Source organism: Bradyrhizobium sp. 192, assembly GCF_023100965.1.
Classification (GTDB): domain Bacteria; phylum Pseudomonadota; class Alphaproteobacteria; order Rhizobiales; family Xanthobacteraceae; genus Bradyrhizobium; species Bradyrhizobium symbiodeficiens.
On the sequence record NZ_CP064690.1, the window covers coordinates 3,286,401 to 3,302,193 of the forward strand.

Annotated in this window: 13 protein-coding genes and 1 pseudogene; 9 read left to right on the forward strand and 5 right to left on the reverse strand. The window is 62.9% G+C overall.

The genetic code is table 11. The features are described from left to right. The first annotated feature begins 13 nt into the window (after positions 1-13). Entirely contained in the window at positions 14-2,026 is a 2,013-nt protein-coding gene (locus IVB24_RS14945; protein ID WP_247773454.1) for an autotransporter domain-containing protein, read from the forward strand. A 77-nt stretch (positions 2,027-2,103) separates the two neighbouring features. On the opposite strand, the gene IVB24_RS14950 is transcribed toward IVB24_RS14945, so the two are convergent. Beyond that, complete coding sequence (locus tag IVB24_RS14950; RefSeq protein WP_247773456.1) at positions 2,104-3,345, reverse strand: hypothetical protein; 1,242 nt, start codon at positions 3,343-3,345, stop codon at positions 2,104-2,106. A gap of 24 nt (positions 3,346-3,369) precedes the next feature. Between IVB24_RS14950 and IVB24_RS14955 the strand changes: the two genes are divergently transcribed. Together IVB24_RS14955 and IVB24_RS14960 are read left to right on the forward strand one after the other, a co-directional pair. Beyond that, a complete protein-coding gene (locus IVB24_RS14955) occupies positions 3,370-3,624 on the forward strand; it encodes a hypothetical protein (RefSeq protein WP_247773458.1) in 255 nt (84 codons plus the stop codon). 211 nt (positions 3,625-3,835) lie between these two features. After that, positions 3,836-4,186: a UBP-type zinc finger domain-containing protein gene (locus IVB24_RS14960; protein ID WP_094975841.1), complete on the forward strand. Its 351-nt coding sequence runs from the start codon at positions 3,836-3,838 to the stop codon at positions 4,184-4,186. Positions 4,187-4,610: 424 nt separating this feature from the next. Here IVB24_RS14960 and IVB24_RS14965 read toward each other — a convergent pair. From IVB24_RS14965 to IVB24_RS14975, 3 genes are all read right to left on the reverse strand, one after another. Beyond that, a protein-coding gene (locus tag IVB24_RS14965; RefSeq protein WP_247768201.1) for an IS3 family transposase occupies positions 4,611-5,764 on the reverse strand; the annotation gives its coding sequence in 2 pieces (ribosomal slippage) (positions 4,611-5,515 and positions 5,515-5,764; 1,155 coding nt in all). Next, complete coding sequence (locus IVB24_RS40205) at positions 5,658-6,146, reverse strand: DUF202 domain-containing protein (protein ID WP_346771374.1); 489 nt, start codon at positions 6,144-6,146, stop codon at positions 5,658-5,660. The genes IVB24_RS14965 and IVB24_RS40205 overlap by 107 nt, the downstream gene beginning before the upstream one ends. A gap of 61 nt (positions 6,147-6,207) precedes the next feature. After that, the gene (locus IVB24_RS14975; protein ID WP_247774100.1) at positions 6,208-6,951 is read right to left on the reverse strand and encodes an SDR family oxidoreductase; all 744 of its coding nucleotides are present in this window, start codon (positions 6,949-6,951) and stop codon (positions 6,208-6,210) included. A 146-nt stretch (positions 6,952-7,097) separates the two neighbouring features. Here IVB24_RS14975 and IVB24_RS14980 point away from each other — a divergent pair, with 146 nt between their 5' ends. The 6 genes and pseudogenes from IVB24_RS14980 to IVB24_RS15005 all read left to right on the forward strand — a co-directional run bounded on the left by IVB24_RS14980 (position 7,098) and on the right by IVB24_RS15005 (position 14,538). After that, positions 7,098-7,868, forward strand: coding sequence for a methyltransferase domain-containing protein (locus IVB24_RS14980; RefSeq protein WP_247773462.1), 771 nt, complete (start codon positions 7,098-7,100; stop codon positions 7,866-7,868). A 196-nt stretch (positions 7,869-8,064) separates the two neighbouring features. Then, positions 8,065-9,066, forward strand: a complete 1,002-nt coding sequence (locus IVB24_RS14985) for a DctP family TRAP transporter solute-binding subunit (RefSeq protein WP_247773465.1) — start codon at positions 8,065-8,067, stop codon at positions 9,064-9,066. Positions 9,067-9,340: 274 nt separating this feature from the next. Continuing rightward, positions 9,341-9,646 (forward strand): annotated as a pseudogene (locus tag IVB24_RS40210) (TRAP transporter small permease); the annotation flags it as partial. A 270-nt stretch (positions 9,647-9,916) separates the two neighbouring features. Next, the gene (locus IVB24_RS40215) at positions 9,917-11,197 is read left to right on the forward strand and encodes a TRAP transporter large permease subunit (RefSeq protein ID WP_244607618.1); all 1,281 of its coding nucleotides are present in this window, start codon (positions 9,917-9,919) and stop codon (positions 11,195-11,197) included. Between the two features lie 121 nt (positions 11,198-11,318). Continuing rightward, complete coding sequence (locus tag IVB24_RS15000) at positions 11,319-12,482, forward strand: GGDEF domain-containing protein (protein WP_247773467.1); 1,164 nt, start codon at positions 11,319-11,321, stop codon at positions 12,480-12,482. 127 nt (positions 12,483-12,609) lie between these two features. Then, positions 12,610-14,538, forward strand: a complete 1,929-nt coding sequence (locus tag IVB24_RS15005) for an alkyl sulfatase dimerization domain-containing protein (protein ID WP_247773470.1) — start codon at positions 12,610-12,612, stop codon at positions 14,536-14,538. Positions 14,539-14,616: 78 nt separating this feature from the next. Here the strand turns inward: IVB24_RS15005 and IVB24_RS15010 are convergent, their stop codons facing one another. Beyond that, positions 14,617-15,687: a glycosyltransferase family 4 protein gene (locus IVB24_RS15010; protein ID WP_247773473.1), complete on the reverse strand. Its 1,071-nt coding sequence runs from the start codon at positions 15,685-15,687 to the stop codon at positions 14,617-14,619. Positions 15,688-15,793 lie beyond the last annotated feature (106 nt).

Consider the following 15,793-nt stretch of genomic DNA (forward strand, 5'->3'; position numbering starts at 1 on the left):
GTTGGGGAAACGGATGACAATTGCCGTCGCTATGAAATCGAGCCTGCTGTCCCGCGCCGTCTTAACCGCTACCGCAGCCTTGGTGCTGGCGTTCGCGTCCGGCGAAGCGACCGCTCAGGTATTGCCTCCCCCGGCTCCCACGACGCCGAACTGTACGTCGAACACCGTTGGGCCCGTCCTCAACCTGAATACTCTGGCTGCTCCGTCGAGCGCGGTCGCAAGCTCGCTGGCTGGCGCGATCGGCAACATCAACACCATCTTCCTAACGCAGCAGGGCAGCGCATTCGTCTCGGCACCATCCAATGCGGCTCCCAATCAGCCCGGCGGAGGCGCCTGGGCGCGCGCCGTCGGCGGCGAGGCCAATCTGAAGAGCACCTCGTCATCCAACGGAACGTTCACAGTTCCTGCCAACGCGCCGGCAAACACCACAGCCACGACGAATTGCAACAACGACCAGACCAACAATTTCTATGGAGTCCAGGTCGGCCAGGACCTCGCGCGGCTGAACTGGAATGGATGGAACGTGCATGTGGGCGCGACGGGCGGCTACGTATTCTCCGATTCCAAGGACAATCTTTCCGGCTTCGGCACCCGTATCGAGGTGCCGTTCGTGGGCGGCTACGTCGTCGCAACCCGCGACCGTTTTTTCGCGGACGTCATGGCGCGGCAGGAATTCTACAACATGCGATTGAATGATCCGGCGCTCGGCTTCTTCAATCAGCCGACGAGCGCGCGGGGCATATCCGTGGCAGCGTCTGCCGGCTACAATTTCGCACTGGCCAACAACTGGTTCATCGAACCGTCGGGCGGGTTGATCTGGTCGAAGACCCGGGTCGACAATTTCACGTCGGGCGGAACGGTCAACTCCGGGATCGCCGGCATTAACTCCGTCGATGACATCACCAGCACGATGGGCCGGCTGAGCCTGCGTGGCGGCACCACGATCAATTCCGGCAACATGATCTGGCAGCCGTTTGCTTCCGTCAGCGTGTTCCATGAGTTCGCCGATCCCGTGACGTCACGCTATGTATCGTACAACGCGGTGCAGACGCCGCTCGGCGGTGGACCACCTTTCAATCCGGCGACCTATGTGCAGACAACCTCCACATCGCGGGTTGGTACCTATGGCCAGTACTCGCTCGGCATCGCCGGCCAGGTTGCCAATACCGGCTGGCTGGGTTTTGCCCGGGTCGATTATCGTAACGGCAGCAACATCGACGGCTGGACCGGCAATGCCGGTATTCGCTACCAGTTCACGCCCGAGGCGATTGCGGCCGTGCTGCCGGTGAAGGCGCCGGTCAAGGCGCGGGGCGCGGTGCTGGGTCCGGTGAGCTGGACCGGGTTCTACATCGGCGGCTTCTTCGGCGCCGACTATGGCACGACCGATGTCCGCTTCCCCGGTGCGGCCAACGACGGCGCCAAGGTCTGGGCGTTCGGGCCGATCGGTGGCGGGCAGGCGGGCTACAATTATCAGGTCAATCAATGGGTGTTCGGCGTCGAGGGCGAGATCGGCGCGGCCGCCATCAAGGGTGCGCGAACCTGCGGGACCGGCACCGGCATCGATCCCGTCACGCATCTCCTGATCCCCGGGGCATTCAGCCCGGCTTCGTTCGCCTGCACCAGCAAGAGCGACTGGGTCGCTACGGCGACGGCACGTGTCGGCTATGCTTATGAGCGAACGCTCTATTATGTGAAAGCTGGTGCAGCCTTCACGGAGTCGCGGCTGAGCGCCGGCTGTATCACCAACGCGCCGGGCGGCAACCCTCCCTGCAACAACGTGGCGGGCGTTGCGGTCAGCAGCTTCGGCACATCATCGAACCGGACCGGTTGGACGATAGGCTACGGCGCCGAGTTCGACCTCGGCAGGAATTGGTCGGCTCGCGCCGAGTATGATTACATCGACTTCGGCCGCAAGACCAACATCGCGAACGATGGCACGGTGATCTCGGATCACCCGACCACGAGCCAGGCCAAGATCGGTCTCAACTACCGCTTCGCGCCCGGCGCGGTGGTTGCGAAGTACTGAAGGCTCGTGATGGGGTGGGGCGGGCGGCGTTGGCCGGAGCTGCGCCTGTCCTGAGCGCAGCCGCGGAGCGTTTGGCGTCACCGCGTCTGGGGAGATGCCTTCCCCGTTGATGCGGCGCCGGGGCGCTTCGGCTTGGTCTGCCGCTGGGCCTGCCCAGCGATAGCGTCCTGCCGTCCGGACCGGACCGGGGAATCTGCGAGCGCAAAATCACGAAGCAGACGCACTGCCAGCCGCACCAGTTCGGCCTGGGTCTTGGCGCCGGTTCGCGCCAGCGCGGTTCGCAAGTGAAACCGCGCGGTGTGGATGGTGACGCCTTCGGCCTTGGCAAAGCTCTTCAAGTCGTCGTCGGCGGCAAGTGATGCGACCAGGCGTGCTGCGCCATTCGGCAATCCCAGTCCTTTGGACAGGATGTCCGCCGTGTTCGCCGATTCGAACTCGGGATCGTGCACGACCACGGTCGCACCGATCGTGCCGCGTTTCTCCCAATGCGATTGGGTGGACGGCTGCGGCGCCGGCGCGACCAGAACGACGTAGTCTCGCCCGCTGCTGCGTGGCACCGTGAGAATTCCGCCGACGCCGCCTTTCGCGACGTCGTCCACCAACGCATCGAAGCGCTGGCGCGCCTCGATTTTGACGGGCAGAGGACGCCCATTGCGATCAAGCGCGAATCCGTCGCCGCGCTGCGCGATGGTGCGCATTGCGGTATTGGCGAACAGCGTCACACCTTCATTGTCGAGCAGAATGAAGCCGGCCTGCATGCGGTCGAGCGATGCCTGCAGCCCGAGACTGCGGGCGTCGATCCGGAAGAACGATCGGCGCAGCAGCAAGGCGCGCGCGATGTGCGGCATCAAGCGTTCGAGCCGTGCGGCATCGTCGTCATCGAATGGCGGCCGATCTTCGCCGCGGATCAGCGCGATCATCCCGAACGAACCCTGCTCGACGTAGAGCGGGCCGCCGAGCGTCTCGATCAGGCCGAGCGGCAGAAAATACTCGTTGTAGAAGCGGTCCTTGTCGCGCTCCTCGCGCGTGAACATGCGGTCGGTGCTGAGCGCTTTTCCGACCGGTTGGCGGAGGTACAGCGCCGGGGCCGGATCGAGCTGGGCATAGTCCCTTTGGTAGCGTTCGATGTGCTGCTCCAGAATGCCGGAGGTCCATACGAAACTGGCGGTTGGATCCTGCGCATCCACGGTGACCAATGTGGCAGCGCGGCACGTAAAACTTTCCTGGATCAGGCGGACGGCGTTTCCGAACTCTTCCGCGTTCGTAACGCCACGAAAAAGAATATCCAGGAAGCGCTCGTCAGCGTCATTCCCATTCACGGACGACCTATCCCCAATCAACCAATGAAAAAAGACAAAGTGGCACAAGGCAATTGGAGTGATGCTATCCATTTGGATAGGTTATTGCGAATTGTTTTTGGACACGCTCAAAGACTAAGCGCCAAGGAGCGGCGCCAAGCCGGGTTCCTGATGGCTATTTTTGAAGCACTTTCACTGGCGGCTTCGCCAACGCTTGCGAGGCTCAAAACTGATGTCGGCGGCGAGCTCGGCACCATCGCGGCGTACGCCGCGATTGCGGAGATCCTGCAGGCGGAGTGAAGGGTTCGTACCGTAATCTCGAAAACAACCCCATGCACAGTAGAACGTCCCTTGATCGATCGGGTGATTTTCGCGCGGTGCCGGGACTGGGCTCCGGGCGACCGTGACGTTGACCCGTCGGGCAAAACACTGGCAAAATACGATCATGGCGGAGATCGCGGCGTGAATGCATCTGCGGTGACCGCTGGCACGTCCAGTGGATTGACCCATGATGTCTGAGAGCGATGGCATCAACCTCGCAGCCAAGCCGAGCGGAACGGGTTGCGCGGACTGTTCAGCGGCAGGCGGGTGGTGGTTTCATCTCCGCAGATGTGCCCAATGCGGCCACATCGGCTGCTGCGATGCGTCGCCCAACCAGCATGCGTCGAAACACAACGCGGCGACAGGTCACCCGATCATCACGAGCTTCGAGCCGGGCGAGCGATGGTTTTACGACTATCGGACAGGAGAGGCTTTCGTCGGTCCCAAGCTTCAGGGCCCTCAATCCCATCCTTCGGATCAGCCGGTGCCCGGGCCGGCTGGGGCCGTGCCTTCAGACTGGCAAACACGGCTCCACGATTAGGCATAGCTCGATCCATTGGCTGAGCATCGACGACCTGCCGACCGATTTCGTCTCGACAGCATGGCCCCGCCACGCCGGTGATCTGGAGTGCTTGTTTTTGCAGGAGTGGCAGTCTTGCTGCGAGCGTAACGGCACGGGTCTCAGAACTGATAGTGTGATGCGACTGCCACAGTTGCACGATTGATCGGCGAAAACGGCTGATGAGCACGGCGTTGTAGGATGGGTAGATCAGTAGAGCACTGGGAAACCCATCATGTTCGATCTTGAAAGCGGTCGATGGGGTTCGCTGCGCTCTACCCATCCTACGGGGCCCGTGATCAACGACGAAGTCAGAGCGCAAAATAGACCGTCATCGCTGTCACGACCAGGCCCAGCACGACGGCAAGCACCAGTTTGAGCTGCTGCCGGTTTGATGGACACCAGGTTAAGCTAATCCCACCTTACGCTCGAACTCAACGGGGCTGAGATAGCCGATGGTCGAATGACGCCGGACGGCGTTATAGAACCGCTCGATGTAGTCGAACACATCTGCTCTTGCCTCGTTCCTGGTGCGATAGGTCTTGCGCTCGGTGCGCTCGGTCTTCAACGACGAGAAGAAGCTCTCCATCGCCGCGTTGTCCCACACATTGCCGGATCGGCTCATGCTGCAAACGATCCCGCTGTCGGCCATCAGGCGCTGGAACTGTTCGCTGACGTATTGGCTGCCGCGATCGGAATGATGCATCAAAGCATCCGGGTTGCCGCGGCGCCAGACTGCCATCAACAGGGCATCGGCAACCAATTGCGCTGTCATACTAGAGCTCATCGACCAGCCGACCACACGGCGCGAGAACAGGTCGATCACGGCCGACACGTAGAGCCAGCCCTCGGCGGTCCAGATGTAGGTGAAGTCGGCGATCCACTTCTGGTTCGGCCGCTCAGCCACAAACTGACGATCCAGAAGGTTCGCCGGCACGTTCGCTATCTGCCGGTCGCCTTCGTCCTTCGGCAGGCGCCGGCGCCTTGGTCTCGCCCGCAAGGCCTGCAGGCGCATCAGCCGCTCGATTCGATGCAGGCCGCAGTCGACGCCGTCTGCCAGAAGGTCTCTCCAGACGCGCCGTGCGCCATAGGTCCGGTCGCTGGCAACGAAGCTCGCCTTGACCCTCTGGCCTACCGTCTCGTCGCTTCGGGATCTGGCGCTGGGCGATCGGTTCAGCCAGGCATGGAAGCCCGACCGCGATACGCCCATTGCTTCGCATAGCCATGCCACCGGCCAGATGGTCCGGTGCTTCGCGATGAAGCCGAACTTCATGTCGCTTCCTTCGCGAAGTAGGCAGCGGCCTTTTTTAGGATGTCCCGCTCCGCCTTCAGCTTGGTGACCTCGCGCCGCAGCCGCTCGATCTCCAATTGCTCAGGCTTCATTTGCCCGTGGCCGGGGAAGGCCTGAACGGGATCGGAGCCGAACTCCTTCACCCATTTGCGCAGCACGTTCTCATGAACCCCCAGGTCGCGGCCGGCTTGCGCCACCGACACCCCTCGTTCCCTGACAAGCTTGACCGCCTCGACCTTGAACTCTCGACTGAACTTCCGTCTCTGCATGACCACCTCCGGCTTCATGAAACACCCAATCTCGGTGTCCATCAAACCGGCAGCAGCTCAGTTCTGCCTTGATGCCCACGGCGGAGTGAGATTGGGCGTCGTCGATCATTCGACCGATCCTGATGAAGCGAATAAGCGAAATCATGATGATGGCGATCCCGATCAGGATCAGCACCAAGCCGTCATAGTGACTGAACGGGCCCGTGAAGCGATCGAGTTGCAATCGAGACCCGGTGTCCGTCCTGCTGGCTTCGGCAATCGTTCGGACGAAGAGGTTGAATTTCTCGACGACAAAGCCAAACGCGATGATCGCGATGCCCGTCCTGACCCAGGCGAGAAAAGTCCGCTCGTTTGCGGCGTGGTCTGAGTACCTCTCGATCATCGAGACCTCTCTGGATGCTGTCGATGGGTTTCGCTGCACTCAACCCATCCGACGGCTGCCTCTAAAACTGATACCGCCTCAGCCCCCCATCCACCGGGATCACCGTTCCGGTGATGTAGCGCGCCACCGGCGAGGCCAGGAACACCGCGAGTGCTGCCAGATCTTCCGGCTCGCCCCAATAGCCCACGGGGATTTCCTCTTCCGCAAAGCGCTCGCGATAATCGGGCGCGTAGTTGCGGCGGATCTGCTCGCTCATGATGCGGCCGGGGGGGATGCAGTTGATGGTGATGCCGTGCTCGCCGATCTCGCGCGACAGGCCCTTGGCCCAGGCGTGGACCGCTGCTTTCGCGGCGAAGGCTGCGTTGAGGCCTTCGGGCTCGGACTTGCCGGTGATGTTGACGATGCGGCCCCATTTGCGCTCGATCATCTGCGGCAGCAGCGCATGCGCGATGCGGCGGTAACTGGTGAAGTTCAGCGCGATCGCCTCGTCCCATTTGCTGTCGGGCGCATCGACCGGCAGCGGGCGGCTGCCGCCGGCATTGTTGATGAGGATGTCGACATGGCCGAGCTCCTTAAATGCAAAGGCTGCGATCCTCTCCGCCGCGTCCTTGGCCATCACGTCCTGCCCGAACGGCGTGATCAGCCCGGAGCCTACCTCCTTCACCAGTTCGGCGAGAAGATCGGTGCGCCGCGCCACGCCGACGACCCGCACGCCCTCGGCAGCGAGGCCCTTGGCGATGGCGCGGCCGATGCCGATGCTCGCGCCGGTGACGACAGCGGTTTTCGATTTGAGCCCGAGGTCCATGGTCACACGCTCTCTTGTCTGGTTCTTGCTTGTTGGTGTTCGTTTCCTGTCCGTCCCGCGGACCTTGCGAATTGCCTGAGCGGGACGAGCAGTGGTAACCAAGAGCGGCGTTGAAGGAAACACGAAAAAGAAAAAGGCGTTGAGCGATGGTCTGGGATCCGCAGCAATATCTGAAATTCTCCGGTCACCGGCTGCGGCCCGCCGTGGACCTTTTGATGCGGATTCCCGATTTTGCCCCGCGCGAGATCGTCGATCTCGGCGCCGGTGCCGGCAACGTGACGAAACTGATCAAGGAGCGCTGGCCGGAGGCAAACGTGACCGGCGTCGAGGGCTCGGCCGAGATGGTTGCCGCCGGCCGCAAGGCCGCCCCCGACGTGGAATGGTCGCACGAGGATCTCGGCGATTGGCATCCCGCCAGACAGTACGACTTGATTTATTCCAATGCCGCACTGCACTGGTTGCCCAATCATGCGGCATTGTTTCCGTCGGTCATGGAGAAGGTGAGGCCTGGCGGCATGCTTGCGGTGCAGATGCCGCGCAACTTTCTGGCGCCCTCCCATGTGCTGATCGGCGAGACCGCTCTCGATGGTCCGTGGCGGTCCAAGGTCGAGCATCTCGTCACGCCGCCCCCGGTCGAAGGGCCGGCCTTCTACCACGATCTGCTTGCGCCGATGTCTGATAACATCGACATCTGGGAGACCGAATATTTGCAGGTGCTCGAAGGCGAGAACCCCGTCAAGGAATGGACCAAGGGGACCTGGCTGACGCGCTATCTCGACGTGCTCGCAGGCGAGGAGAAGATCGCATTCGAAGCCGCCTATGGCGCGCGGGTTGCGAAGGCCTATCCGAAGAATGCGGCGGGGCAGACCCTGTTTCCGTTCCGTCGCCTGTTCATGGTCGCCCAGCGCAAGAACTGATGCCTTGCCGCAATGCGGCATAAGCGCTCGTTCTGTTGAACGGGCGCGGATGGCGGGTTGCGCAGACAGCTTTCGTCAAGATAGCTTGGCTGCGGCAAATTGGGCTTAGGTCTAGTTGTTCGGCTTGCGGATTGCTGCCACTACTGACCTGTAAAACAAAAAGAACCCGATTTTCGAGGTTGTTGGGGAGGTCTTCATGCGCAAACTGCTTCTCGCGGTCGCGGCCGCCGCGCTGGTTCTGGCCCCTGCCGTTGGGCAGGCGCAAACTCCGATCGTCATCAAATTCAGCCACGTCGTCGCCAACGACACCCCGAAAGGGAAGGGCGCGCTGAAGTTCAAGGAGCTCGCCGAGAAATACACCGACGGCAAGGTCAAGGTCGAGATCTACCCGAACTCCACGCTCTACAAGGATAAAGAAGAGATCGAGGCGCTGCAGCTCGGCTCCGTGCAGATGCTCGCGCCCTCGACCGCGAAATTCGCGCCGCTCGGCATCAAGGAGTTCGAGGCGCTCGACCTGCCCTGGCTGTTCAAGGACGAGCAGGCCTATTCCAACGCGATGAAGGGCACGGTCGGCAAGTGGCTGTTCGAGAAGCTCGCGGCCAAGGGGATAACGGGGCTCGCTTATTGGGACAATGGCTTCCATATGCTCTCCGCCAACCGCCCCTTGCTGAAACCGACCGATTTTCAGGGCTTGAAGTTCCGCATCTCCGGATCGAAGGTCGCGGACCAATATCTCCGCATCATGGGCTCGATCCCTCAGATCATGGCGTTCTCCGAAGTCTACCAGGCGCTACAGACCGGTGTGGTCGACGGCTGCGAGAATACCGCTTCCAACTATCTGACGCAGAAATTCTACGAGGTGCAGAAGGACATCACCGTGTCCTATCACGCGCATCTGCAATATGCCGTCATCGTCAATTCGAAATTCTGGTCGGGGCTGCCGCCCGATATCCGCACCCAGCTTGACAAGGCGATGGCGGATGCGACCGACTACACCAACTCGATCGCGCGCCAGGAGAACGAGGACGCACTGGCCGAGATCAAGAAGACGGGTAAGACGACTCTGCATTACCTCACCGACGCCGATCGAAAGGCATGGCAGGAAGCGATGCAGCCGACTTATAAATGGGCAAAGGGCCGGGTCGGGCAGGAGGTGCTCGATCTCGTCGCCAAGGAACTCGACGTCAAGATGAACTGACGGCCGCGTCCTAACAAGAACAATGGCAACGGTCGGGGGTGATGCACTCCCGGCCGTTTCGCTCTTGGATGGACGAGCCAATGCTGGGGGGACGAAGTTGCTGCGTGTGCTGAATCGTGTGCTCGATCATCTCGAGGAATGGCTGATCGCGACGATGATCGCGGCTGCGACCTCGCTCATCTTCGTCGCCGTGCTGCACCGCTACGGCGCCGGGCTGTCGATCGACATCGCCAAATGGGCGGAAGCCCGCAACCTGACCTTCCTCGCCGTCCCCATGCGAGCTGCGTTCGTCTGGCTCGCCGCGCTCGACCTGTCCTGGGCGCAGGAACTCTGCATCTACATGTTCATCTGGATGGCGAAGTTCGGCGCCGCCTATGGCGTGCGGACCGGCATCCATGTCGGCGTCGACGTGCTGGTCAATATCCTGCCCGGCGGGTCGCGCCGACGTGTCATCACCTTCGGTTTGTTGTGTGGCGCGCTCTTCACCGCCATCGTCGCCTATTTCGGCGCCGCTTTCGTCGGCCAGATGTGGCAGACCGGCCAGCAGTCCAACGATCTCGAGGCGCCGATGTGGATGGTGTATCTCACCATCCCGCTCGGCTCCGGCCTGATGTGCTTCCGCTTCCTGCAGGTCGCCTGGTCGTTCTACCACACCGGCGAACTGCCGCATCACGACATGGCCGGCGTCGAAGGGGTCGAGGTGGACCCGGTGCATCCGGCCCCGGTGACGCCCACCCAGGTCGTCCGGGACGAGCGCAGCCCGCTCGGCTGGATCCTGATGCTGCTGCCGGTCCTGATCGTCGCCTTGTGCTTCGCTCATTCGGCTCACGTCATCACGCTGCCGCAGGGCCTGCGCGTCGCCATCGTGTTCGGGCTGCTGCTCTCCTTGATGCTGACGGGCATGCCGATCTCGATCGCGCTTGGTCTCACCGTGCTCAGCTTCATGTTCACGCTGACCGACGTGCGAACGGAATCGGTGGCGCTGAAGCTGTTCACCGGCATCGAGAATTTCGAGATCATGGCGATCCCGTTCTTCATCCTCGCCGGCAACTTCCTGACCCATGGCGGCGTGGCGCGGCGGATGATCAATTTCGCAACCTCGCTGGTCGGCCATTGGTACGGCGGTCTGGCGCTGTCGGGAGTGGTCGCCTGCGCGCTGTTCGCCGCGATCTCCGGCTCCTCGCCGGCAACCGTGGTGGCGATCGGCTCGGTGATCCTGCCGGCGATGGTCGCGCAAGGCTTCCCGAAGCGGTTCGGCGCCGGCGTGATCACGACGTCGGGCTCGCTCGGAATCCTCATCCCGCCGTCGATCCCGATGGTTCTCTACGCCGTCTCCACCAACAGCTCGGTGGGCAAGCTGTTCATCGCGGGCATCATACCTGGACTCGTGCTCGCGTTCCTGCTTGGAGCCACGACCTTCTATCGCGCCTGGCGCAACGACTATCCGCGGATGCCGAAGGCGACGTTCATGCAGCGCTTCGATGCGTTCCGCAAGTCGATCTGGGGCATCCTGCTAATCGTGATCGTGATCGGCGGCATCTACAGCGGCCTGTTCACGCCGACCGAGGCCGCCGCCGTCAGCGCGGTTTACGCCTTTATCGTCGCGGTGTTCATCTATAAGGATCTGAAGCTGCGGGACGTGCCGCGGGTGCTGCTGTCGTCGGCGAACCTTTCGGCGATGCTGCTCTACATCATCACCAACGCCGTGCTGTTCTCGTTCCTGATGACCTACGAGAACGTGCCGCAAGCGCTGGCGCAATGGATGATCGACCAGGGCCTAGGGTGGATCGGCTTCCTGCTGCTCGTCAATCTCCTGCTGCTGGTGGCGGGCAACGTGATGGAGCCGTCCTCGATCATCCTGATCATGGCCCCGATCCTGTTTCCGGTCGCGGTCAAGCTCGGCATCGATCCCATTCATTTCGGCATCCTGATGACGGTCAACATGGAGGTCGGCCTCTGCCATCCGCCTGTCGGTCTCAATCTCTACGTCGCATCGGGCATCGCCAAGATGGGCATTACCGAGCTCACGGTCGCGGTGTGGCCATGGCTGCTGACGATGCTGGGATTCCTGGTGGTCGTGACCTACTGGCCGGGCCTGTCGTTGTGGCTGCCGAGACTGCTCGGGATGTAATGTGGGCGAGGATCACGCATGGCTAACGCGCGGTTAACCCGCGCGCTAAAATGCCAGCGTGATGCGACGCAGCCCTTTTTACGGATGTGAGGTAGGAACATGCCAGAAGATGGGAGCTGGCATGTTCTTCGACAGGATGGAATCCGGACGGGCGTCGATTTCTGATGCCGTCTATCTGGAAGTCATCGGGGGCCTTCACGGGACCACGATGCCGAACATTCTCGCGGCCGCCTGCCTCGCAATGGTCGGCGCCATCACGACCTACGAGACCGGGGACATGGTGATGGCGATCCTGACGGTCGCCGGTGTCATGGTGGCGATCGTCCGTCTGTTCGAAATTCTCGCTTTCCGTCGTCGTTTCGCGCGTTCACCGCAACTCGATCGGGCCGAGGCCGCGACCTGGGAGCGGCGTTACATTGCCGGCACCGTTGCGACGGCATTGGTGCTTGGCGTGTTCGCCGCGCGCAGCATCATGCTGGGCGATGCGCTCTGCTCCGTGATGGCGATCGGGATTGGATTCGGCTTCGGCGCCGGCGTGGTGGCGCGGCTGGCGCTGCGTCCCGTCGCGGCGCTGCTCGATCTGGTCGCGATCGCCGGGCCCACCGCGATCGTCACTTTCATGCAGCCGGATCTGCGCCACGTCGGCCTCGGGCTCCTCATCCTGATGTACGTGGTCGCGAGTTTCGAGATGGTTCGGTTGAGCTTCAACGCCTCGATCAGCCAGATCACGCTGAAGCGGAAATTCGAGCAGCTCGCGCGCTCGGATTCGATGACCGGCCTATCCAACCGCTCGGTGCTGGCGGCGGACCTGCCCCTGATGCTGTCGGCCGGGATGGTTGCGGTCCATACGCTCGATCTCGACCGCTTCAAGGAGGCCAATGACCGGTTCGGCCATCCCGCCGGTGACGCGCTGCTGAAGCAGGTCGCCGGCCGGCTCAAGGCACTCGTCACGCAAGACGACCTGTTGATCCGCATGGGCGGCGATGAATTCGTCCTGGTCCAGCGCGCGGCGGCTGATGCGGAGGCGATGGCGGAGCGCATCGTGCAGTCGATCGGCGCGCCGTACGACGTCGACGGACAGGTGATCGAGCTCGGCGTCAGCGTCGGTGTTGCCGTCGCGCCGGACGACGGGCGCACCGCGGAGGCGCTGCTGTCGCGCTCCGACAAGGCGCTGTACCGGGCCAAGCAAAATCGCGGGGGCTATGTGCTGGCGCGGGAATTGCGGTTGGCGGAAGCGGCTGTTGCAACGGCGGTCACCGAAGGACTGGCCGCGCACGCGGCATAGACGGTGCCACCTTCTCCCACAGGGAAAAGGGAAGAAGAGACATCCAATGTCCTTTCGCCTCCACCGGTGATGGCAATCGACCGCGAGATGCGGTTAGATGCCGCGCAACCGGCCGGGAGGGAAGAACATGATCAACGCCAGCAACGAGCCGAAGGACGCGAGCGCGTCCGTCATCGCGCAGCAAACGGCAATGCTGAACGCGCTGCCGTTTTCCGACACGCGGGATTTCGATGACGCCGCGCGCGGCTTCCTCGGCACGATCGAAAACGCTGCGATCACGAACCCGCAGGGGCGGACTGTCTGGAGTCTCGAGCCTTACGGCTTCCTGTCCACTGAGGAGGCGCCGCCGACGGTCAATCCGAGCCTGTGGCGGCAGTCGCGGCTCAACATGCAGCACGGTCTGTTCGAGGTCGTGCCCGGTGTCTACCAGGTGCGCGGGCTCGACATCGCGAACATGACGCTGATCGAGGGCGACAGCGGCGTCATCGTCGTCGACACCCTGACCTCGATCGAGGGCGCGCGGGCCGCGCTCGATCTCTATTTCAGGCATCGCGGCGTGAAGCCGGTCGCAGCCGTCATCTTCACGCACACCCACACCGACCATTGGGGCGGGGCGCGCGGCGTGCTGGAGGAGGATGTGTTGGCCACTGCCAGCGTGCCGATCATCGCGCCGAATCTGTTCATGGAGCACGCGGTGTCCGAGAACATCATCGCAGGCCCCGCGATGCTGCGCCGTGCCCAGTACCAGTTCGGGCCGCTGCTCGCCAAGGGCGCGCGGGGGCAGGTGGATTGCGGGCTCGGCAAGTCGATGGCGGCAGGATCAGTTGCACTGCTGCGCCCGACCGACCTGATCATGGCGACCGGCGACAGGCGCGTCATCGACGGCGTCGAATTCGAATTCCAGATGGCGCCGAACAGCGAAGCGCCGGCGGAGATGCACTTCTTCATTCCGCGCTACAGGGTGCTGAACCTCGCCGAGAACTGCACCCACAATTTCCACAATCTGCTGCCGTTCCGCGGCGCCGACGTGCGCGACGCGCTGGCCTGGTCGAAATATCTGGGCGAGGCCTTGCAGCTCTGGGACGGCAAGGCGGAGGCGATGTGCGGCCAGCATCACTGGCCGGTGTGGGGACGTGAGCGCATCGGCATGATGATCCGGCAGCAGCGCGATCTCTACAAATTCGCGCACGACCAGACCATCCGCCTGATGAACCACGGTCTCACCGCCGCCGAGATCGCCGAGACGATCCAGTTGCCGAAGAGCCTGGAAGGCGCCTGGCACGGCCGCGGCTATTACGGCCAGATCCGGCACAACGTGAAGGCGATCTATCAGAAATATCTCGGCTGGTACGACGCCAACCCGGTCAATCTCGATCCGCTGCCGCCGGTGGAGTCCGGAAGGAAATATGTCGAATACATGGGCGGCGCCGACGCCATCCTGGCGCGGGCGCGTGCGGATTTCGACAAGGGTGAATTCCGCTTCATCGCGCAGGCGCTCGGCCATCTCGTCTTCGCCGAGCCTGATCATGCGGCGGCGCGCGCTCTGCTCGCCGACACGCTGGAGCAGCTCGGCTACGCCGCCGAAAGCGCGACCTGGCGCAACGCCTATCTGTTCGGCGCGCAGGAATTGCGCTTGGGCATGCCGAAGGTGCCGGCGCGCCCGCCGATGCCGCGCGAGACGCTGGCTGCGCTGCGCACCGGGCAGCTCTGGGACGTGCTCGGCATCCGCCTAAACGGTCCGAAGGCGGAAGGAAAGCACATCGTGCTCAACTGGAATTTCTCAGACACCGGCGAGACCTTCGTGCTCAATCTGGAGAACTGCGCACTCACCTATGCCGAGGGCGTGCAGGCGGAGGCCGCCGATGCCAGCTTCACGCTGGCGCGCGCCACGCTCGACGAAGTGATCGCCAAGCTGACGAGCTTTCCGGAGGCGGTCGCGGCCGGCAAGGTCAAGCTCGCGGGCAACCCGATGAAGCTCGCCGAGCTGATGGGCCTGATGGACGAGTTTCCACGGATGTTCGAGATCGTGGAGCCGAAACGGGCGGTGGTGAGGTAGGAGCTCGTGCCCGGATGCAGCGCAGCGCTACTTCCGCGTTGCAGCGCGTCCGGGCACGGGAGTTACAGATGCTTCGCTCTACTCCGCGCTGCTCACCAGCTTGATCCGCGGCGCCTTCTGCTCGGCGAGGCGGCGGTAGGCCGCGAGATAGTCCAGCGCCATACGCCGCGCGGTAAAGCGCGTCTCGAACTGCTTGCGGATGGCGGCGCGGTCGAGTTGCGCGAGGCGGCCGACGACGCCGGCCGCGCTGAGAAGGTCCTCGACGATGAAGCCGGTCAGCCCCTCGTCGATGATCTCGGGCACCGAGCCGCGGTTGAAGGCAACGACCGGCGTGCCGCAGGCCATGGCTTCGATCATCACGAGGCCGAACGGCTCCGGCCAGTCGATCGGCAGCAGAAGGCCGAGCGCGCCGCTGAGGAATTCCGACTTCTCGTGATCGCTGATCTCGCCGATGAAATCCACCAGCGGATTGTTCTCGACCATCGGCCGGATCAACTCGTCATAGTAGTCCTGGTCGGCGCGATCGACCTTGGCCGCGATCTTGAGCGGAATGCCGCAATGGGTCGCGATCTTGATGGCGCGGTCGACGCCCTTCTCGGGCGCGATGCGGCCGAGCACGGCGAGATATTCCTGCTTCGCCGGCTTTGGCGTCAGCAAATTCTCCGGCAGGCCGTGGTAAATCGTCTGCACCCAGTTCGCCTGCGGCACCGGCCGCCGCTGCGCATTGGAGATCGAGACGACGGGCATCTTGGAGAAGGTGTTGAAGACCGGCTGATGCTCCGGAAGATCGAGCCGGCCGTGCAGCGTGGTCAGGAACGGCGTCGGCTGCCGATGGAACAACGACCACGGATAATAGTCGAGATGGAAGTGGAGGAAGTCGAACTCCTCGTCGTCACATTTCTGCCGTACATGCTCCAGCAGCACCATGTGCAGCGCGTTGGGATCGCGCACGGAACCGTCGAGGCGTAGCGCTCTCGGCCACAGCGCATCCAGCTTGGCTGATGTCTGGGAGTCTCCGCTGGCGAACAGCGTCACGTCGTGCCCGAGGGCCACCAGCTCTTCCGTCAACCAGTGCACCACCCGCTCGGTGCCGCCATACAGCTTGGGTGGAACAGCCTCCGTCAACGGAGCTACCTGCGCAATGCGCATCTCACCATCTCCTCTGTGCGATCATGATCGTAGAAGCCCCCGCCATGTTTCGGCACCGGCATGCCAAGGTGGGAACGTTCTCGCATTTGCGAAGTTCCTTCTTCCG